This is a genomic window from Caldalkalibacillus thermarum (assembly GCF_014644735.1).
In the GTDB taxonomy this organism is placed as follows: domain Bacteria; phylum Bacillota; class Bacilli; order Caldalkalibacillales; family Caldalkalibacillaceae; genus Caldalkalibacillus; species Caldalkalibacillus thermarum.
The window spans coordinates 24,200-44,196 of record NZ_BMKZ01000027.1; the positions used below are offsets into that span (position 1 = coordinate 24,200).

The 19,997-nt window shown below is 50.0% G+C and carries 16 protein-coding genes; 2 read left to right on the forward strand and 14 right to left on the reverse strand.

What is annotated here, in order from left to right; translation table 11 throughout:
* Positions 1 to 20: 20 nt before the first annotated feature.
* The 5 genes from IEW48_RS11100 to IEW48_RS11120 form a co-directional block, all read right to left on the reverse strand.
* Entirely contained in the window at positions 21 to 1,556 is a 1,536-nt protein-coding gene (locus IEW48_RS11100) for an MDR family MFS transporter (RefSeq protein WP_188623810.1), read from the reverse strand.
* Between the two features lie 165 nt (positions 1,557 to 1,721).
* Positions 1,722 to 3,074: a sodium-dependent transporter gene (locus IEW48_RS11105; RefSeq protein WP_188623811.1), complete on the reverse strand. Its 1,353-nt coding sequence runs from the start codon at positions 3,072 to 3,074 to the stop codon at positions 1,722 to 1,724.
* Between the two features lie 211 nt (positions 3,075 to 3,285).
* Positions 3,286 to 4,638, reverse strand: a complete 1,353-nt coding sequence (locus IEW48_RS11110) for a sodium-dependent transporter (protein ID WP_188623812.1) — start codon at positions 4,636 to 4,638, stop codon at positions 3,286 to 3,288.
* 250 nt (positions 4,639 to 4,888) lie between these two features.
* Positions 4,889 to 6,481: an NAD(P)H-hydrate dehydratase gene (locus IEW48_RS11115; protein ID WP_188623813.1), complete on the reverse strand. Its 1,593-nt coding sequence runs from the start codon at positions 6,479 to 6,481 to the stop codon at positions 4,889 to 4,891.
* Positions 6,482 to 6,483: 2 nt separating this feature from the next.
* Positions 6,484 to 7,314 (reverse strand): cobalamin-binding protein, encoded by an 831-nt coding sequence (locus IEW48_RS11120; protein WP_188623814.1) that lies wholly within the window; start codon positions 7,312 to 7,314, stop codon positions 6,484 to 6,486.
* Between the two features lie 238 nt (positions 7,315 to 7,552).
* Between IEW48_RS11120 and IEW48_RS11125 the strand changes: the two genes are divergently transcribed.
* Both IEW48_RS11125 and IEW48_RS11130 read left to right on the forward strand, forming a co-directional pair.
* Entirely contained in the window at positions 7,553 to 7,987 is a 435-nt protein-coding gene (locus IEW48_RS11125; protein WP_188623815.1) for a ferritin-like domain-containing protein, read from the forward strand.
* Positions 7,988 to 8,124: 137 nt separating this feature from the next.
* Positions 8,125 to 9,513, forward strand: a complete 1,389-nt coding sequence (locus IEW48_RS11130) for a transporter permease (protein WP_188623816.1) — start codon at positions 8,125 to 8,127, stop codon at positions 9,511 to 9,513.
* A 96-nt stretch (positions 9,514 to 9,609) separates the two neighbouring features.
* Here the strand turns inward: IEW48_RS11130 and IEW48_RS11135 are convergent, their stop codons facing one another.
* The 9 genes from IEW48_RS11135 to IEW48_RS11175 all read right to left on the reverse strand — a co-directional run.
* Positions 9,610 to 10,632 (reverse strand): aliphatic sulfonate ABC transporter substrate-binding protein, encoded by a 1,023-nt coding sequence (locus tag IEW48_RS11135; protein WP_188623817.1) that lies wholly within the window; start codon positions 10,630 to 10,632, stop codon positions 9,610 to 9,612.
* Between the two features lie 54 nt (positions 10,633 to 10,686).
* Positions 10,687 to 11,460: an ABC transporter permease gene (locus tag IEW48_RS11140; protein WP_188623818.1), complete on the reverse strand. Its 774-nt coding sequence runs from the start codon at positions 11,458 to 11,460 to the stop codon at positions 10,687 to 10,689.
* A complete protein-coding gene (locus tag IEW48_RS11145) occupies positions 11,393 to 12,226 on the reverse strand; it encodes an ABC transporter ATP-binding protein (RefSeq protein WP_188623819.1) in 834 nt (277 codons plus the stop codon). The genes IEW48_RS11140 and IEW48_RS11145 overlap by 68 nt, the downstream gene beginning before the upstream one ends.
* A gap of 282 nt (positions 12,227 to 12,508) precedes the next feature.
* Positions 12,509 to 14,521 carry an NAD-dependent DNA ligase LigA gene (gene ligA, locus IEW48_RS11150; RefSeq protein ID WP_188623820.1) on the reverse strand — a complete coding sequence of 671 codons (2,013 nt, stop codon included), beginning with the start codon at positions 14,519 to 14,521 and terminating at the stop codon, positions 12,509 to 12,511.
* Positions 14,518 to 16,743: a DNA helicase PcrA gene (gene pcrA, locus IEW48_RS11155; RefSeq protein WP_188623821.1), complete on the reverse strand. Its 2,226-nt coding sequence runs from the start codon at positions 16,741 to 16,743 to the stop codon at positions 14,518 to 14,520. Before pcrA ends, ligA begins: the two co-directional genes overlap by 4 nt.
* 106 nt (positions 16,744 to 16,849) lie before the next feature.
* Entirely contained in the window at positions 16,850 to 17,545 is a 696-nt protein-coding gene (gene pcrB, locus IEW48_RS11160; protein ID WP_188623822.1) for a heptaprenylglyceryl phosphate synthase, read from the reverse strand.
* 154 nt (positions 17,546 to 17,699) lie between these two features.
* A complete protein-coding gene (locus IEW48_RS11165) occupies positions 17,700 to 18,011 on the reverse strand; it encodes a YerC/YecD family TrpR-related protein (RefSeq protein ID WP_188623823.1) in 312 nt (103 codons plus the stop codon).
* A 30-nt stretch (positions 18,012 to 18,041) separates the two neighbouring features.
* Positions 18,042 to 19,097, reverse strand: a complete 1,056-nt coding sequence (locus tag IEW48_RS11170) for a DUF3048 domain-containing protein (RefSeq protein WP_188623824.1) — start codon at positions 19,095 to 19,097, stop codon at positions 18,042 to 18,044.
* A 67-nt stretch (positions 19,098 to 19,164) separates the two neighbouring features.
* On the reverse strand, positions 19,165 to 19,997 hold an 833-nt coding region (locus IEW48_RS11175), incomplete at its 5' end, for an adenine deaminase C-terminal domain-containing protein (RefSeq protein WP_188623825.1).

Here is a 19,997-nt window from a genome sequence, read left to right on the forward strand (position 1 = left end):
CACCGCTCTCCCTTCTTACTTCATTCCCTCACTTTATTGGGCAGATAAAAGACTAGGATGAAACTGGCCAGAGCAAAAAGAGACACGCTCCAATACACATCATTCAGGGCAATGGTCAAGCCGGATTGCAACACGGCAATGCTCTCCGGTGACAGAGCTTCAGTTGCTTCCGGGTTCAACAACACACTGGTAAAATTAATATCCATCGCAGGCAGCGCTTCAGCCGCTTCTTGCATTTCCAGATAGCGAATCATGCGGCTGTTCAGTATCCCCCCGAGCAAGGCCGCCCCGATCGTACTGCCCAACAGTCTCATAAACATGTTGGCTGAAGTGGCGACTCCCCTTGTTTTCCAGTTGACATGGCTTTGTACAGAAACAATGAAAGTCGTGGTCGTAAAACCCATACCCAAACCAATGAAGAACGAGCCTGCTCCAGCCCATAGCGGCCCCTTATCTGGGTCAAGCAAAACAAACAGCACCGAACCGACCATTAACGCCAGGCCTCCCAGCACAGCGGTGTTGCGGAATCCGATCTTAAGCACCAGCCGTCCGGCCAGGGTCGAGGCAAGGGGCCAGCCAACCGACATCACCGTCAAACTGAGTCCGGCCACCGTAGGAGATTGTTCCATTACCCCCTGCACATAGGTCGGCAAGAATGTTGATACACCAATAAGAACGACGCCTGTGGTCAGGGCGCCTGTGTTGGCAGTGACCAGCAAGCGGTCTTTCCACAGCACAAGCGGCATCAGCGGTTCGGGAGCCCGCTTTTCGTAATAGAAAAAAGCAATGAACCCGGCCACAGATACGGCCAATAAAACCAATACAGGCACAGACGTCCAGGGCCAGGAAACACCGCCCTGAATAAACACAATCATCAGGGCTGATACAGAAACCAACAACAGCATGGCCCCGGTATAATCAATGGCTTGTTGCTTCTGTTCCACTTTTTCCTGAAAAAAGAACAGCACGCCCCCCAAAGCAAGAAGCCCTAAAGGGATGTTGATCCAGAACACCCAGGACCAATCCATGTACTGGACAAAAATGCCGCCTAATAAAGGCCCCAATACTGAGGAAATCCCCCAAACACTGGCCAGGTAACCTTGGATTTTGGCCCGTTCCTCCAAGGTATACATATCCCCCACAATCGTCGTGGCAATCGGTTGCACTGCTCCAGCTCCGAAACCCTGGATAAAACGGTAGATAATCAGCGCCAGCATGGAATGGGCGAAGCCGCACAGCAATGAACCAATCATGAACACCACGATCCCAAACGTGAAAACCGGCTTTCGGCCAAACAAATCGGCCAGCTTGCCATAAATGGGAACAGTAACCGCTTGAATCAGCAAATAAGAAGAAAAAACCCAAGTAAACAGTGAAAAACCGCCCAAATCCCCAACAATACTGGGCATGGCGGTGGCCACGATCAAGGCATTAATCGCCACCATAAACATGGCAAAAATAATGGAAATCAGGACCAAATGACGTTTGTTTTGCTGTGAAACATCTGGTACTTGCTCCGCTTGGTCTCCCTTCTGAGACGAACGTTCTTGGGCCACGCTTCTCTCTCCTCACAGAACATACCCGTTTTTATTTTAACAGAGCTAGATTCACTCAGGCATATCTCCATTTTAAATGAAAAAGGGCTCTTCCAAAAGAGTCAGAACTTGTTTTGGAAGAGCCTTTTGATCCTTATTCCATTAATACTTTAAAATATTAAAGCGTTACAGCTGGAAAGCCATCCAGATAAAGACAATGGCGATGAAAATAGGAACAGGGATCCGTAAAATCCACAGGAAGGCATTGGCCAGCGGCGTGTCACCCAGGTCAGATTCCTTGTAAATCTCCTCCTTACTCCAGGCCCAGCCCACAAACAGGGCAATGATAAGACCGCCCAGCGGCAACATAATATTTCCGGAAATGTAGTCCAGAGAGTCCAATATATCACGTTCCCCCAATGGCGTGAAGCCGGAAAGAACCCCAATGCCGAGGGAAGAAGGAATTCCCAGCAGGAAGATGATCGTACCAATCAATAAAGTGGTGGTCCGGCGGTCTATGGACAACTTACGGATAAAGTAAGCCACTGCAACCTCCAGCAATGAAAGGGCAGAGGACAAGGCAGCTGACGTGAGCAGGAAGAAAAACAAAATACCAACGATAATGCCAAATCCGCCAATGCTTTCAAAAATTTCTGGCAGCGTGATAAAGACCAGTCCAGGTCCGGCGTTGGGCTCTCCACCGAAGGCAAACACAGCTGGGAAAATCATGACGCCTGCAAAAATGGCAAACAAAGTATCAAATCCGATGATTGTACCTGCTGAACCGGGCAGTTTGTGATGTTGCTCCAAGTAACTGCTGTAGGTGATCATGGCGCCCATGCCCAGGCTTAAGGAGAAAAACGCTTGCCCCATGGCGGCTAAATAGACGCTTGGTTCAGTAAACGCACTCCAATCCGGGCTGAATAAAAAGGCTAATCCTTCCCGGGCACCTCCCAGCGTCAAGCTATAGAGGGCCAGTAAAACTACCAGAATCGCCAGGGCTGGCATGAGAATGTTATTGGCTTTTTCAATCCCCTTTTTAACCCCAAATATAACGATACCAATGGTAATGGCCATAAAGATCGCTTGCCAAATAATCGGTTCCACAGGGTCGGTAATAAAGTTGACAAAATATCCAGCATAACCATCTTCACCGGCTGGAGTGCTCCACAATCCACCCGTTAAGTAGGAGAAGAAGTATTTGAGTGACCAGCCGGCAATCACACCATAGAAGGACAAAATAATAAATGCTGCAGCAACACCTAATCCACCGGCAATAAACCAAGGTTTTCCGGGAGCCAGTTTTTGAAAAGATCCAACAGCATCGCTTTGCCCGCGCCGCCCAATCATAAATTCAGCCATCATAACAGGAAAACCAATGAAAATGACGCATAACACATAAATAATCAAAAAAGCGGCGCCGCCGTTTTCCCCTGCGACATAGGAGAACCGCCAAATGTTACCCAACCCGACGGCTGAACCAGCTGCTGCAAGGATAAACCCCCATCGTGTCGCCCAATGTTCACGATTGTTCACCATGCTTTTTCCTCCTTTTTCAGATTATTATGATAAACAAATGCACATGACTATTAAATTAAAAAGCATGCACATTTGTTTATACCCATGATATACGACACTCTAAATAAATATTCCTTCTTTTTTGCGAATTTCGTTTTTTCTATATTATTTCTAAGCCCTCTGTACACAGCTTGTGCACTGAGGGCTTACTCTATGGAGTTAGTTTATTAGTTTACAGTTGCGAGGCCATCCAGATAAAGACAATGGCAATAAAGATAGGCACCGGAATGCGTAAAAGCCAAAAGAATGCCCGGCCAAGGCTGGTATCACCCAAATCGGATTGCTTCAGGATCTCGGTGCGGCTCCAAGCCCAGCCGACAAACAAGACCGTAATGAGACCGGCCAAAGGCAACATAATGTTGCCAGAAATGTAATCTAGGGAATCCAGAATATCCCGTCCCGGTAGTGGCGTAATGCCAGATAACACACCCATACCTAAAGAAGAGGGAATACCACCTAAAAAGACCAGGATGCCAACCATCCAAGTGGCTGCTTTTCGACTCAGGTTAAACCTGCGCATCACATAAGCCACAGGTGCTTCAAGCAGGGAGATGGCCGAAGATAATGCGGCTGACGTAAACAGGAAGAAGAACAGCAGGCCGACAATAACGCCGAATCCCCCGATGCTTTCGAAAATACCGGGCAAAGTAATAAACACCAGTCCAGGCCCAGCATTTGCCTCTCCTCCAAAAGCAAAGACAGCAGGGAAAATCATGATACCGGCAATGATGGCAAACAACGTGTCAAAACCGATAATCATACCGGCAGCACCCGGCAATTTATGCTGTTCAGCCAAATAGCTGCTGTAGGTAATCATCACACCCATGCCCAAACTTAAGGAGAAGAAAGCTTGTCCCATAGCTGCCAGATACACCCCAGGCTCCGTCAAGGCGCTCCAATCCGGAGCAAACAGGAAAGCTAACCCTTGCCGGGCCCCGCCCAGTGTCAAGCTGTAAGCAGCGAGCAACACCACCAAAACAGCCAGTGTTGGCATGAGCAACTTATTCGCTTTTTCAATTCCCTTTTTAATGCCCAAAACCACAATGCCGATGGTCAAGGCCATAAAGATGGCTTGCCAAATAACCGGTTCCACAGGGTCGGTAATAAAATTGGTGAAGTAACCAGCAAAACCATCTTCTACAGCGGGGGGATCCCACAGCCCGCCCGTCAGATAAGCCACAAAATATTTTAAGGACCAGCCGGCAATGACACCGTAGAAGGTCAAAATAATAAACGCTGCGGCTACAGCAATCCCGCCCCCGATAAACCAGGGCTTCCCGGGTGCCAGTTTAGTAAAGGACTCAACCGCATCACTTTGCGCGCGGCGCCCCAGCATAAATTCAGCCATCATAACCGGAAAGCCAATCAGCAGCACACACAATACGTAAACGAGTAAAAATGCGGCTCCCCCGTTTTCCCCAGCAACATAAGAAAAACGCCAAATGTTGCCGAGACCAACCGCAGATCCCACGGCGGCCAACATAAACCCCCAGCGTGACGCCCACTGTTCACGATGTTGTCCCATACCTATCCTCCTTTTTTTCGTTACATTTAGTATGATGCTTGCTTTTTTTGTGGCGTATACTGAATAAACAGGGGACAATTTGACATTTTTGTTTTGTTTGTTAATTTGGTATATTTACATTGTTCATATCCTTTACAAAAAATATCTGCTGTTTAAATATATAACAATAGGACTAAAAGATCAAGAGATTTTTCTCAATTTTGTCGTTTCGTGACGAAACATGTGGCCGGGGAGACCGCCAATCTCCCCTTTACTGACCAGATCGGGCCGGGTCCACAATGGACAAAATGGCAGGACCAAGCGCTTCCAGCACATCGGTTGGCAGGACACTGTACCTTGATTTTTCCGCGGCACAGCGTTCTGCTGCCAAGGCATGAATATAAACACTCGCAATGACAGCTTGCTCGGGTGCAGCACCCTGGGCAACAAAAGCAGCGATGATTCCAGACAAAATATCTCCCGATCCGCCTTTAGCCAAAGCATCATGACCGAGTGGATTAATCCATACCTTCCCTTCCGGTGTAGCCAGTACAGTGCGGTGCCCTTTAAGCACCAAAAACACGCCGTGCTCCTGGGCAAAACGTTGGGCAATCCCCAGCCGGTCACTTTCCACTTCTCCGACCGTGGTACCCAGCAACCGGGCCATTTCTCCTGGATGAGGAGTCAAGATCACGGGACGGTCCCTTTTTGGCAGCAGACGCAGCAGACTGAGATGGGATTTGAGCATCGCCAAGCCATCTGCATCCACCACAACGGGCATGTGGGCCAGTTTTAACAGCCGGGCAAGCCACTCACTTCCTCCCGGCCAGCGCCCCAATCCCGGCCCCACGACCAGTGTGTCGTATGTCTCCAACTTATTTTCCAGCACTTGAAGTGCATCCTGTGCTAAGTAACCATTTTCCGTTGGCAGAGGCAAGAAAATGGTGGCCGGTGATTGGGCAGCCAGCTGGGGATAAATGATGTCCGGCACGGCCAGTGTAACCAGTCCTGCTCCACTGTTTAAAGCTGCCTGGGCAGCAAAGAGGGGAGCCCCAACATAAGCAGATGAACCCCCGATGACCAGTGCATGCCCAAAGCTTCCCTTGTGACCATGAGACTTCCTCCGGGGCAAGGCCTCATGAACATCGTCATCCGTAATGAGCAAAGGGACATTGAGGTGCAAGGTTTCTGCCAGTGACGGCGGCACAGAAATGTCAACAGCTTTCCACTCCCCAATGTATTGAGGGCCATCCTGTAAGAAAAAACCTTTTTTAGGGCAGACAAAGGTGATGGTGTGCGTGGCCCTAACAGCCTCTCCTTGCACCTTGCCTGTCTCGGCGCACAATCCTGAGGGAAGATCAACAGCGACAACTGTTTTGTCCTGCCTATGGCGGTTTAACCAGCCAATGACTTCCCTGTAAGGGGAACGAACCTCTCCCTTGATTCCTGTGCCCAACATCGCATCAACAATAACCGGGGCCGGCTCTAACAGGATAAACAGTTCTTCAAGTGAAGCATCTTGCACCGACCAGAAGGGTAAATTCCGCCTGCGGTACACCTCGTAATGCACTTTAGCATCCCCTGCCAGCTTCTCCGGGGCTGCCAACAGGCACAGTTTGACCTTATACCCCAAGTCGGACAACCTTCTGGCTACGACAAACCCGTCTCCCCCATTATGACCATGGCCGGCCAGGATCATGATGGGATACCTTGTCCCGTTGTCCCCTTTTTCAGCCACAAGGCGGACGATCTCTTCTGTGACCCTGGCTCCCGCATTTTCCATCAACACCACTCCAGGTAAACCAAGCTGTTCAATCGTATAGCGGTCCATCTTGCGCATATCATCCTGACCAAGCACATACATGCTTATTTCCCCCTTGCCAAATGGTCTTTAAGCACATCGCGTCCTTCTTGAACAGCCGGAAAATGGCCGGGATGAAGCAAAGCCGCCAATTTTTGCAGGCCGGTCAACAGGCGGGGCGAGGGGCGGCAAAATAGCGGTTCGTCCAGCACAAGAATGCGCTTTTCGCGGACAGCCGGCATTTCCGTCCAGCCCGGTCTCGTCCGAACCAGTTCCGGTTTGATGCGCCGTTTCTCCACCCCTACCCAAGCCAGGCAAATATAGTCGGGATTGCGTCTTATAACCTCATCCCAGTCCGTTTGCACACTAGCCTGGGGCATATCGTCAAACACATTCCTCGCTCCGGCCAGTTCACTGATCTCCGTCAGCCAATTTGTTTTTCCTGGTGTAAATACCGGCTTGGGCCACCATTCCCAATACAATGCCGGCCAGTACTGCACCCTTTGGCTTAGCTTGCGGTATGCTTCCAATACCCTTTGATAAGCATGATAGACCTTGTGCGCTTCTTGCTCCCGATGTGTATGTTTCCCCAATTCCAAGATATCCTGACCGATCTCTTCCAAACTGTTGGGGTTGAGCACAATATAAGGCAGCTGACGAGCCTTGAGGGCCTCTATATTTTTTTCCATCCCCGGCACACTTAAGGAGGCCACCACCAGGTCAGGTTTCAACTTTTCAACCGCATCCATATCGATGTTCAAATCAGGGCCAAGGCGCGGTAAGTGGTGAACCTCTTCAGGCCAATCGGAATAATTGTCCACACCGACGATGTCGCTCTCCAATCCCAGATACCCTAACAACTCGGTGTTACTGGGGCAGATGGACACGATACGCATACCAGCGTCACTCCCTTTAGTGTTTAATTCTATCATAGCACAAACGGCCCCCGCCCAAGCCGGCACATCCATACATAAGCCAACCATGAGAAAATCAGCGTTTTGTCATCAAATTGTCATTAGACTGACAATTGATGGCTATGTTTTCCCTGCCTGTGTGTTAAAATAGGATTAGAAGGTTTATAAACAGGTTATTTTAAATGGTGTGATGAATTATTTCGCAAAAGGAGGTATGAACATGGATGAAAAGAGAAAAGCATTAATTGATGGCTTAAATGAAGACTTGGCTAACGAGTATGCCGCCATCATTATGTACAACCACTATGCAGCCAATGTGCAGGGACTGGCCGGCCAAGTATTAAAGCCCTTCTTCCAAGGTGAGGTGACTGACGAAATTGGCCACGCCCAATTCCTGGCTGAAAAAATCGTCTATCTGGGCGGTACGCCCACGGTTGAACCCAAACCGGTCAAACACACCACCGATGTCAAACAGATGCTCGAAAACACGCTGCAAGCCGAAATTGATACCATCAAACGTTACACCCAGCGGGTGGAACAAGCCGAAGCCGCCGGTGAAATCGGACTTAAAATTGAGCTGGAAGACCTGATAGCCGATGAAACCAGACATAAGATAGAAATCGAGCGCCTGCTCCGTGACCCCTTGCTAAAATAAATTAAATCTGACTCTACTTCTTCCCATCTCAACAGTGGCTCACCTCCGGTCATATGACACAACCGGGGGTGAGTTTTTGTGTATAATATAACAGATAAAGAAATCATGACAACAAAAACAGAGGGAGAGGACCATACTTGTCTCATGAATATCCACAAAGCTGGCGGGCTGGTTTAGGACTAATCTTATTTGTGACTGCCTTGATCTATTTAGTTGAGGCATTCCGCCCTTCTGCTCTGCTGGCTTTGATTTACAGCAGCCTGGCCGGTCTCCTCCTCGCAGCCGCCTTATGGGTTGTCAGATGGGGCAACCGAATAGCCGCCCTGCTTCTGATTGTGGCTGGGACCCTCATTTTTTGGCACCACGCTCCAGAGTGGGAGACCATGGTTCTCAGTTTGGGCCGCAACCTGAACCTGTTAACGTTGTTCCTTTTGGTCCCTTATTTTGGCATTATCATGTCAGTCGGCGGGTATTTAACCGCCTTGAAACATTATATTCAGCACTGCGAAAAGCAGCACAAACCCCATCCCTACCGCCTCAGTACACTGCTTACGGCTGGTATGGGCGTCATTCTTAATTTGGGAACACTGCCCATTACCTACCGCATTGCGGAGGAGAGTTTTTCCGGTTTTACCCGTAAAAAAATGGGCATGGTACTTCTGCGCGCGTTCGGTTTTTGCATGCTTTGGTCACCCTACTTTGTCAACGTAGGACTGGTACTGGTGTTGTTTGATGTTTCCTGGACGTCCATCGCCGCCCCTGGATTGATCATGGCTGTGGTGTACATGATCATGGACTTTATTTTTTTTCGCCGGCTGCACTTTGATCATGACCAACCCGTATACAGACAAAGACAGCCAGCCCCTGACAACAGCCGCTCAGGACGTACAATCGCTGCCTTAAGCTGTTGGATGCTGGCATTATTAAGCTTGTCTTTTACCCTAGATATACTGCTGGAGGTCAGCATGTTAACCATTGTTTCTGTTTTGGCCCTTACTTTTCCCCTTTTCTGGGCTCTTGCTATCGGTTCAGTGCGGGAATATATCCAAACGATTGTTCAGGATGTGTGCCATGCCTTTGAACGCTTGAGAAACGAGCTGGCCATCTTTATTAGCGCCGGCTATTTTGGTGTGTCCCTCTCTTATACTGATCTGGGTGACAGTGTATCACAGCTGATTCTGGCCCTGTCGTTTGAATCGGTCTATATGATGTCGGTCATCATTATCGTGCTGACAGTACTCCTGGCCTTGGCAGGGGTCCATCCGGTTATTGTCGTCATCGGTATCGGCAGCGCCCTCAAACCGGAATTGTTTGGCACGAGTCCCGGTTTTATGGCTGTTTTACTTGTAACGGCTTGGACGCTGGCTACACAGCTTTCCCCTTTTTCAGGATCGGTGCTGATGACAGCCGGATTAACCGGCGTTTCCCCCTGGCTGATTGTCAAGAAGAATGCCTTGTTCGTCTTGGCTTTAATCGTTGTTTTGCCTTTTATCTTGTATCTCTTGTGGCAAATGAATTTGGTTTGATGCAAATAAAGCTTCGTTGTTTTCAATATTAAAGCCAGTCTCCCTTCACGGTGAGACTGGCTTCGTTTAGTGTCTGCTAACGGGGTCATTCTTCCCTTACTTGGCAGCCACGTCACCATTTAATACTTTTTCCAACAATGATGTGTCAACCAATCCGTCCAGGTTGGGTTCGGTGTCAATAAAGCCTAAGCGGTGGGACGACTCTGCCCATTCCTGCAACGCATCGGCATGGGTTTCGTAAGTGACGACCATGCGTTCCCATGCTTTGTCCAGCACGTTTTCAGGCAGACGCTCCTGGGTTAAAGCATAGATACGGTCATTGACTAACTCCAGGGTTTGATCTTTATTGGCCTGGGCAAACTGGACGCTTTTAATATGGGCGCGCAACACTTTTTCCACCACTTCTGGATGTTTCTCCACAAACGCTTTCGTGCTGACTAACACCACACTGGACAATGTGGTGCCCCACTCTACTTCATCCCACTCGACCACGACATGGGCCAGGCCTTCCTCAACCAGGTAGGTCCCCCACGGTTCCGGTGCAGCATAGGCATCTACCTGGCCGGCCTCAAACAGGCTGGCCACACTGGCTGGCGGAATGCGGGGCTGGTGCTCCACATTGCCACCCACCCGGTTAGATTTTAAACCCTTTTCCAACAGCATTTCTTCCAACTGGACGTTATGGGTGCAGCCATTTCCCGGAGTGCCAAAACTTTTACCTGCAAAATCTTCCAGCGTGCGAATGCCGGAATCTTTGTGGGCCACAATCAGCGTGGCGCCATTAGCAGCAGAGGAGAGAATGACCACATCCCCTCCGCCGAGGAAGTAGTTAATGGCCGGACCAGGCCCAACATAACCAATATCAAGCTCCCCAGCATCCAGGGCGTTGATAAAGTCATTGCCGTTCGGAAAATGGACAAACTCCGGCTCGATGTCACCCAATTCTTCTTTAAAGAACCCTTTCTCGATGCCCACAATGGCTGCCGCATGGTCCAAATTGGGAAAGTAACCAATGCGGATTTGCTCCACTTCGCCACTGCCGGTTTCAGATGAGCCACAGCCCACTAATCCCACACTGACGATTAAGATGAATATGATTGGCAAAAGCCATCTGCGCATATGCACTCTCTCCTTTCGATACAAGATTCGTGAGGATCTAAGTGGCGGGAACGTTCAAACTCTCTCCAGCCCCCAACGGGTGAGTACGCGCTGCTCCACGCGCTGGAAAACCAGCTGGTCCATAATGATGCCCATCACAGAAATGATCACCATGATAGCCACAACCAGATTCATATTGAAGAAATCAGCAGCAAACAGCAAGGTACTGCCCAGACCGCCGGTAGCCAAGAGCTCGGCGGCAATCAAGGCTCGCCAGTTAAACGCCCAAGCCAATCGGGCCCCGGTCAAGGCGTAAGGAATGGAAGCGGGAAAAGTGACTTTGCGGAACAGTTCAAACCCCGAATACCCCATCGTTCTGGCCGCCCGTAACAACAGCGGCTGCACGTTCTTAAAGCCCATGCGTGTATTCAGCGCCATGGACCAGGTGCCGCCGAGGACAATGATAAAAATGATAGCCATATCATTGCGGCCAAACCAAATCATGGCTAGCGGCAGCCAAACGATGCTGGGAACACTCTGCAGGGCAATGATCAGCGAGCCCAGCGTGTCATCCACCGCTTTATACCGGGCCAGCAAGATCCCTAACACTGTGCCAATCACCAGTGCCAAGGCAAAACCGGTGAACAGGCGTTTAAGACTGGTAAAGATGGCATACAATAAGATTTTGTGTTCCCCGAAAAAGCCGATATAGAGCTGCTCTAAAACCCCCATCAAATCGGGAAAAGACCGGGTGGGCATCCATTCAAAGTGCAAGTTTAATCTATATGTGACTTCCCATATCACGATGAGTGCCATAAAGAAGAGCAGCTTTCTGAGAATTGTAGTCATCCCCCATCTCCTCTCTCATCACCTTTTCGATCTCTACCCCCAACAGTTCCATAATTTGCTCTTCAAGCTCAGCCACCTGGGGGTCAGTTCCCTGCCGGGGACGGGGCAGATTCACTTCAAATTCTTTAATGATCCGGCCGGGGCGCGTGCCCATCAGCACAATGCGATCTGAAAGCTGGACCGCTTCGCGGATATTATGGGTCACGAACACAATCGTTTTCTTGGTATGCATCCAAATATAGGTAAGCTCCCGGTGCAGCATCATTCTGGTTTGTTCATCCAAGGCCCCGAACGGTTCATCCATCAACAGCACCTGTGGATTCATGGCCAAAGCCCGGGCGATGGCGACCCGCTGACGCATGCCTCCGGACAATTCGTGAGGATACGAATGGATAAATTTACTCAAATGGACCAGTTTCAGATGCTCCAGCGCAATCTTCTTCTGCTCTTCTTTAGGCCGTCCTTTTAAGGCAAACATGACATTTTCAAGCACATTGAGCCACGGCATCAACGCCGGCTCTTGAAAGACCACTCCCCGTTCAGGCCCGGGGCCTTCCACCTTCTTCCCGTCCAAAACCACCTCTCCCGCAGTGGCTTGTTCCAAACCTGCAATAATATTAAGCAAGGTTGATTTTCCACACCCGGAAGGCCCCAGTAAAGAGACAAACTGACCCGTTTTAACGATCAGGTTTATATTGTCAAGCGCTTGAAATGGCTGATCCTGTTTATAAAAGGTTTTACTCACTCCCTTGATTTGTAAGGCCACTCTGACACCTCCGATCCATTCCCTTTCAGCCGCCTGAAGGGCTGGTTGCCAAACACAAAGCTGGAAGTAAATATATAATTCATATAAATATAATCTGAATTTATAGATATGCTTCATTATAAACCGGTCCGTTTATCTCGTCAATAACGGAAGCATTCGAACTGGCGGTTAAGGAAGAATATAGAAAAGCGGACCCTGTACCATGACTCACCTGCTCCAGGTTAGGGTCCGCTTTATTTTATATTTTTTATTTGTTTCTGGGGCTATCTCATCCATGTCGTATTACATCCCCAGCCGTTTCATCAATTCTGCTTCATCAATCACTTCAATATTCAGTTGCTTAGCCTTTTCCAGTTTGGAGCCCGCTTTTTCGCCGGCAATCACCAGATCGGTATTTTTGGATACGCTGCCAGTGACTTTAGCCCCTAATGCTTCCAGTTTCTCTTTGGCCTCTTCTCTGGTCATCTGCTCCAATTTTCCGGTCAGGACAATGGTTTTGCCGGCAAACGGCGATTCGTTTTCCTCAGCCTGAACCGGTTTGGGCCCCTTATAGGTCATATTAACGCCGGCCTGTTTCAACCGGTTAATTGTCTCATGAACCTCCGGTTTGGCAAAATACTCCACAATGCTTTGGGCCATTTTGGGCCCGATTTCATCGATGGCCTCCAATTCATCCTGAGTCGCCTGCATCAGCCTGTCCATTGTTTCAAAATGCTGGGCCAGGAGTTTGGCTGCTTTAGCCCCCACAAAGCGAATCCCCAGTCCAAACAGCAATTTCTCCAGTGAATTTTGTTTGCTGTTGTTAATGGCCTTTAAAAGGTTTTCGACCGATTTTTCCCCCATGCGTTCCAGGGGCAATAAGTCTGCTTTAGTCAGGTCATACAAATCGGCCACATCACGAATCAGCCCGTGTTCATACAGTTGGTTTATAATCCGTTCACCCAAACCTTCAATGTTCATAGCCTGCCGGGATACAAAGTGGATCAGCCCTTCTTTGATCTGGGCCGGGCACTGGGGATTGATGCAGCGGACAGCCACTTCCCCGTCCAGCCGGACCAGTTCACTTCCACACTCGGGGCAAGACTCAGGCATATGGTACACTTGTTCCGCTCCGGTCCGTTTTTCTTTAAGGGAACGAACCACTTCAGGTATAATGTCTCCCGCTTTTTTGACGACGACATGATCACCGATGCGAATATCTTTTTCATGGATCAAATCCTCATTGTGCAAGGAAGCGCGCTTGACAATTGTGCCAGCCAAAGTGACCGGTTCCAGAAGGGCCGTTGGGGTTACCGCCCCTGTCCGGCCTACGTTCACTTCAATCCCTTTTAAAATGGTGACCGCTTCTTCAGCGGGAAACTTGTAGGCAATGGCCCAACGGGGGCTTTTAGCCGTTGTGCCCAGTTTTTGCTGCTGATCATAGCGGTTCACTTTGATGACAATGCCATCAATTTCATAGGGCAGCTTGGCCCGGTTCTCGGTCCAATGCTGGATAAAGTCCAGCATCTCTTCTACCGTTTTGACTACGGTCCGCTCTTTGTTTGTTTTCAATCCCAACCGTTCCAGAACAGCTAAACCTTCGCTATGGGACTCAACGTTGATTCCTTTAATCTGGGCGATCCCATACAGGAAGATATCCAGCTTCCGTTCCGCAGCAATCTTGGGGTCCAGCTGGCGCAAGGAACCGGCCGCTGAGTTGCGGGGATTGGCAAACAGCTCCAGCCCCTGTTCAGCCCGCAGTTTGTTAATCCGTTCAAATTCCGCTTTAGGCATATACGCCTCGCCCCGCACTTCTAAATCAACCGGTTCTTTCAACCTAAGGGGGATGGAACGGATCGTCTTCAAGTTTTGGGTGATATCTTCCCCTGTGGTGCCGTCTCCCCGGGTAGCCCCGCGCACAAACTGGCCGTTTTCATAGCGCAGGGAAACAGCCAAGCCGTCAATTTTCAGCTCACACACATACTCCACTTCTTCACCAGGGGCAAGCCCTTGCCGCACCCGGCGGTCAAAATCACGCAAGTCCTGTTCGCTAAAAGCATTGGCCAGGCTAAGCATGGGAATTTCATGCTCCACTTTTACAAAGTAGGGGAGCGGCTCGCCCCCAACCCGCTCTGAAGGGGAGTTAGGTTTTTTTAACTCAGGAAACTGTTCTTCCAGTTTGATTAACTCTTGCATTAAAGCATCATATTCCTGGTCAGAAATGAGGGGATCGTCCAGTACAAAGTAGTGATAGTTATGGGTTTCAATCTGTTCGTACAATTCTTCAAGGCGTTTTTGAGCCGCTTCTTTGTTCACTCGTCATCCCTCTTTTCCAGTTTGGAAATAGGTGCAAAGGTGGCCAGCAACCGCTTAAGACCAACGGGGGGCGAAAAGGCGATGGTCAATTCCAGGTCATCCCCCTCCCCTTTAAGGCTGACGATGGTGCCCACACCCCATTTGGCATGCTGCACTTTTTCACCCACCTGCCAGCTGAGTGTGCTGGCCTGGGAACGGTCCGGGCTCAACCGCCTGCCACTTGACCGTCCGGGGGTCTTGCGGCCAGTTGAGGTTAAGCGCAATGGCGCTTTTTCCTCCCCATGCACAGGTTCCAACAGATGGTCGGGAATCTCCTCGATAAAACAGGATTCAGGATTCATCACCGTTTGCCCAAATATGGTCCGCATCTTGGCATTGGTCAGATACAGCTCCTCCTCAGCCCGGGTGATACCCACATAGGCGAGGCGGCGCTCTTCTTCCAGCTCTTCCTCGTCCAAAGCCGAGCGGCTGTGGGGAAAGAGATTGTTTTCCATGCCGACCAGGAAAACAACGGGAAATTCCAAACCCTTGGCTGCGTGAAGGGTCATCAGCATGACGGCGTTGCCTTCCTGATCCTCATCCACCTGGTCGATGTCGCTGACCAAGGCCACCTCATCCAGAAAGGCAGGCAATGATTTATCCTCGTTCTTCTTTTCAAATTCTTGAGTGACACTGAGAAATTCCTCCACGTTTTCCAAGCGTCCTTTGGCCTCCAGTGTCCCTTCCTGCAGCAAGGCTGCTTTGTATCCCGTCTTCTCCAATACATCCCCGGTCAATTCGCTGACAGAGAGATACTCTACATGCCTGCTCCAGTTGTGGATCAATTCATAAAAGCGGGCCAGCTGGTTGGCTGCCCGTTTGTTCAAGCCGATGAAATCCACTTCAGCCAACGCTTCAAACAGGGACATATTCTTTTCAGCCGCATAGGAAGCCAGTTTATCGAGGGAGGCCTGGCCAATGCCCCGTTTGGGCACGTTGACAATGCGGCGAAAACTGATGTCATCGTTGGGGTTGGCAATGAGCCGCAAGTAAGCCAAAATGTCTTTTATTTCTTTCCGTTCATAGAATTTGATTCCGCCGACCATCTGATACGGAATATTGGCTTTGACAAACACTTCCTCCAATACGCGGGACTGGGCATTGGTCCGGTACAGAATAGCAAAGTCGCTGTAATTACGGCCTGCCTTGACCGCCTCCTGGATTTGTTTGGTAACAAAGTAAGCTTCATCGTGTTCATTCTCCGCCCGGTAATATTTAATCCTGCTGCCCTGTTCATTGGCCGTCCACAGTTTCTTCTCTTTGCGCTGCACGTTGTGCTTGATCACTTCATTGGCTGCTTCAAGGATGCGTTTGGTCGAACGGTAATTCTGTTCAAGTTTAATCACGGTCGCGTCCTGGTAGTCTTCTTCGAAGGACAAGATAATGCTAATATCTGCACCGCGCCATTTGTAAATACTCTGGTCAGAATCGCCAACCACACAGATATTGCGGTGAAAGTCAGCCAGCATGCGCACCAGGAGATATTGGGCCCGGTTCGTATCCTGGTACTCATCCACATGGATATATTGAAATTTGCGCTGGTAATAGTCCAGTACATCAGGCACCTGTTGAAACAAATGCACGGTTTGCATGATCAGGTCATCAAAATCGAGGGCATGGTTGGAGCGCAAGGTTTGCTGGTATTTTTCATAAACGGTGGCCACGATCTGGTCATAATAGTTCCCTGCCATCTGGCTGACCTGCTCCGGTGTTTTCAGCTCGTTTTTATAAGCGGAAATCGTGCCCAGCACGGCTCTGGGATCAAATTTTTTGCTGTCGATATTCAGTTCCTTCATGCACTCCTTGATGACCGCCAGCTGGTCCTGGGTGTCCAAGATGGAAAAATGGCGGTTATAGCCAATGCGGTCAATATCCCGTCGCAAGATGCGCACACACATGGCGTGAAAAGTAGAAATCCAAATGTCCTCCGCCACGGGACCGACCAGATGGGCCACCCGCTCTTTCATTTCCCTGGCCGCTTTATTGGTAAACGTAATCGCCAAAATGTTGTACGGCGCTATTGCCTTTTCCGCCAACAGGCAGGCGATACGGTGAGTCAACACCCGGGTTTTGCCGCTCCCTGCACCCGCCATGATGAGTACAGGCCCTTCTGTTGTGAGCACGGCCTGGCGCTGCTGTTCATTCAGGCCGGCCAACAGACGTTCCGTGACCGATGCTGCCATGATATTGCCTCCTTGTATCGTCTTGTATCATGATGGCTTGCCTCCAACAGCTGACGGTTCTTTCTGCCAGATCCACGACTGGTGCAGCGTAAACCTGCCACACCTGTTACCTTTTGCCCTCTGGTACGGTTTGTAAAGCCTGGCGAAGGTCCTCATAGATGACATTGCCCACCACAATGGTATCCGCTCCATTTAGCATGGTTTCCGCCTGGGTGCGGTTGGAAATGCCCCCTCCGTAAAAGAGATGCAGGTCCGTCTCCTTTTTCAGTTGCTGATAGACAGCCTGCACAAATGAGGCCTCTCCCACTGTACCGCTGTATTCGAGATAAAAATAGGGCAGTTTTAGCATATGGGCTGCCAGGCGGCCGTAGGCGACCACATCATCCAGGCTCAAATTGGTCTCACTCCGGGTCAGCTCACTAACGGCTGACGCGGGATTAAGCACACAGTATCCCACGACAGACACATCCTCCCAGGGAATCATGGTGCCAAAGGCCTTAATCGCCCGCTGATGGGGTTTCAGGATCCATTCGGGATTGGTGGCATTCAGGACTAAAGGCACAAAATAATGGTCAAAGCCCGGGACGATCGCGTCCTGGTTGGAGACTTCCAACACACAGGGCAGGGCATAACGCCGGATGCGGCCCAATAAATCAATCACTTTTTCATACGTAATGCCATAAGTGCCCCCAATGATCACGGCATCTGTGCCTGATTCACATATGGCTTCCAAAGCCTCGTCTGAGATCGGTTTGTCGGGATCCAGTTTAAACACATGGCTCCAATATTGGCTGTCGATCATTTCGCTCCGCCCTTTCTGTTATTCACTGAGATTATATCAGATTATGGACGCCACCAAAAGAAAAGCCCTTCTCTTTTGAGAAGAGCCTGGTCAAACACCTGAGCAAGGCTATGGACCGGTATTTTTTCTCTTGCAACCCCTGTGGACCATTTTCCTACGCTTTGTCATATCGTTTCATTTTTTTCAACTTGTCCAGCGCCAATTGATACCCCTGCGTTCCGTAATTAAGACAGCGTTTGACCCGGGAGATCGTTGCTGTGCTGGCTCCCGTCTCCTGCTCAATCTGATGATAGGTATACCCTTCTTGCAGCATGCGGGCCACTTCCAGACGGACAGCCATGGCCTTAATTTCGTTAACTGTGCATAAATCGTCAAAGAAAATATAACATTCTTCCAGTGTCTCAAGATTTAATATGGCCTGAAACAGCTGATCCAGCTCCCGCCCCCGAATTTTATCCAGTTGCATGACAGCTCCTCCTTTCTGCTGCCCACAGTGTTATGGTTTGTGGGGCATCAAACTGACACTTTCCTCTAAACCCGGGTTATCCGGGATAATGTTAACCCAGGTGTTGCCGGGATACAAGCCCACTGCAACTCCATCAACAAACGGCCGGATCACCCCATCCTGATACTTCCAGGTGATTTCCTGCCATTTTCCGCGTTGGCAGAGGTAGCCCCTCCCTTCTCCCTGTACTTTAATATCCCGCCTCCCGGCATCATCCAGCACTCGGTGAGATGTCTCAATGATCAGCACATTGCTGGCCGTCAAGGGTTGTCCGCTTTCTGCATCTGTATGCTGTTCGCCATTGATGTAGCGGGTGTAAGTGCCACTGCCTGTTTCATATTCATAGGCCACCTGGTAATACCGGGAATCGTAAACAATCTCAAGCCATTCCGCTGCTTGGCCGTTCATCGCTTCAGCTTCCGGTTTAAACAGCAGGGCAGGTATCTCATAATTCTCATCATAGCCGAAACGGGCTTCTCCTTCTTCTAATAAAGCCCTTCCCGTATACAAATTATGGGGTGCCTGGCGATGATCGGACCGGTAAAACACGAACCCCCCATTTCGGGTATCGTCAAAAGACGGGTAACCTGTACGAATAACCTCCTCTTTGGCTGCAGGCGATCCCCCGGCATGGGCCACAACGGCATCATACCCCCGGGCAATGTCAAGGTAATAGGGACGCAAGCTGCGCACAGGGCCGATCACATCAGGGATGTGACTGTGAAATAAAGCCAGATAACGGGTAATAGGGCCCTCAGCCAGAATCTCGTATACAATATCAGCATGGACCAGCCCAGATTGGGGCCGTGCCGCCGGGTGGTTGTCAATCATGACCCCAACGATCCTTTGCTCCACAGGCTCATCCACTTGGCGGCCGGTGAGCGGTGCCAGCAGTCCTTGTTCAGGGGGTTCCTGTTGCGCTTGTTCCTCTGTTTGGTTTGTTTCAGGCTGCTGCGCAGAATCTTGGGTATCACCAGCCTTTTGACTACAAGCAGAAAAAACAATGCAAGCGGTTAAGGCCAGTAAAAAAAGCTGCACGTGTTTCACATGTCCCATCCCTTCTCAGCAATCTTTTGGCCTCAATCGAACCTGATCAAAGTTTGCATCCCGGACATCATACTAACCGTGTGACAGGGGTGACGACTTGCTGTTCTTTGACCAAATAAACCCCTTCACTGGTCACCCGGACAAAGGGCAGGTGCGTTGCTGTAAAGAATAACAGGGAATAGACGGGATCCTGGTAGGGATGTCCGTGGGCTCTCATCTTCTGCATAAACTGCTCGTTCAAGCGTTTCAGTTCAGACATGGGCGCAAGACTCATGCCTCCGCCAAGAGGCAGCGGGATGTTCAGCTCTTCCCCCCCGTCAAAACAGGCTGCAATCCCTCCGCCTTGCTCGAGCGCTTGATGAAGGGCCTGCAGCATACGCTTATGATCGCGCCCGATTAAAAGATAATGTTCCACTGAGGTATAGGTGCTGGCCAGCCCACTTAAGGTGGAACCCGCAAATCCTTTCACTCTTGTGTTAAGCACCCATTTGCCCTGCCGGTCTACAAGAGACAAGTAAGCCTCATCATCGTGCAAAGGATCATGAGGATGATATGTATACGGCCTGGTAATCACCTCATTGCTAAGTTCCAATCCGACCTCACCTTGTCCCCGCTTTAAGTCCTCTGCCTCCAAGCTGATATTTTTGCTCACTGGCCGGAAATAGCGCGTCAGCCATTCAGCGAATACCGCATGCAAGCGCTTACCTTCACGCACCACCCACTCTCCGTCCACCATCACATGGATGGGCTGGGGATTTTCCAGGCCGTTCAGTACATTAAAATGAGCCAGGCGCCCGGGAGCGATACCGCCCAGTTCCTGGTCAAGCCCGTAATACGTTGCCGGGTTAAGCGTCACCATCCGGTAAGCCTCTTCAGGAGCAAAACCGGCTTCCAAAACCA

Coding starts and splice junctions, on each gene's coding strand:
- IEW48_RS11140 (WP_188623818.1), bottom strand. CDS start 11,460: ATGACTACAATTCTCAGAAAGCTGCTCTTCTTTATGGCACTCATCGTG.
- IEW48_RS11110 (WP_188623812.1), bottom strand. CDS start 4,638: ATGGGACAACATCGTGAACAGTGGGCGTCACGCTGGGGGTTTATGTTG.
- pcrA (WP_188623821.1), bottom strand. CDS start 16,743: ATGGCAGCATCGGTCACGGAACGTCTGTTGGCCGGCCTGAATGAACAG.
- pcrB (WP_188623822.1), bottom strand. CDS start 17,545: ATGATCGACAGCCAATATTGGAGCCATGTGTTTAAACTGGATCCCGAC.
- IEW48_RS11115 (WP_188623813.1), bottom strand. CDS start 6,481: ATGTATGTGCTTGGTCAGGATGATATGCGCAAGATGGACCGCTATACG.
- IEW48_RS11120 (WP_188623814.1), bottom strand. CDS start 7,314: ATGCGTATCGTGTCCATCTGCCCCAGTAACACCGAGTTGTTAGGGTAT.
- IEW48_RS11165 (WP_188623823.1), bottom strand. CDS start 18,011: ATGCAACTGGATAAAATTCGGGGGCGGGAGCTGGATCAGCTGTTTCAG.
- IEW48_RS11105 (WP_188623811.1), bottom strand. CDS start 3,074: ATGGTGAACAATCGTGAACATTGGGCGACACGATGGGGGTTTATCCTT.
- IEW48_RS11125 (WP_188623815.1), top strand. CDS start 7,553: ATGGATGAAAAGAGAAAAGCATTAATTGATGGCTTAAATGAAGACTTG.
- IEW48_RS11135 (WP_188623817.1), bottom strand. CDS start 10,632: ATGCGCAGATGGCTTTTGCCAATCATATTCATCTTAATCGTCAGTGTG.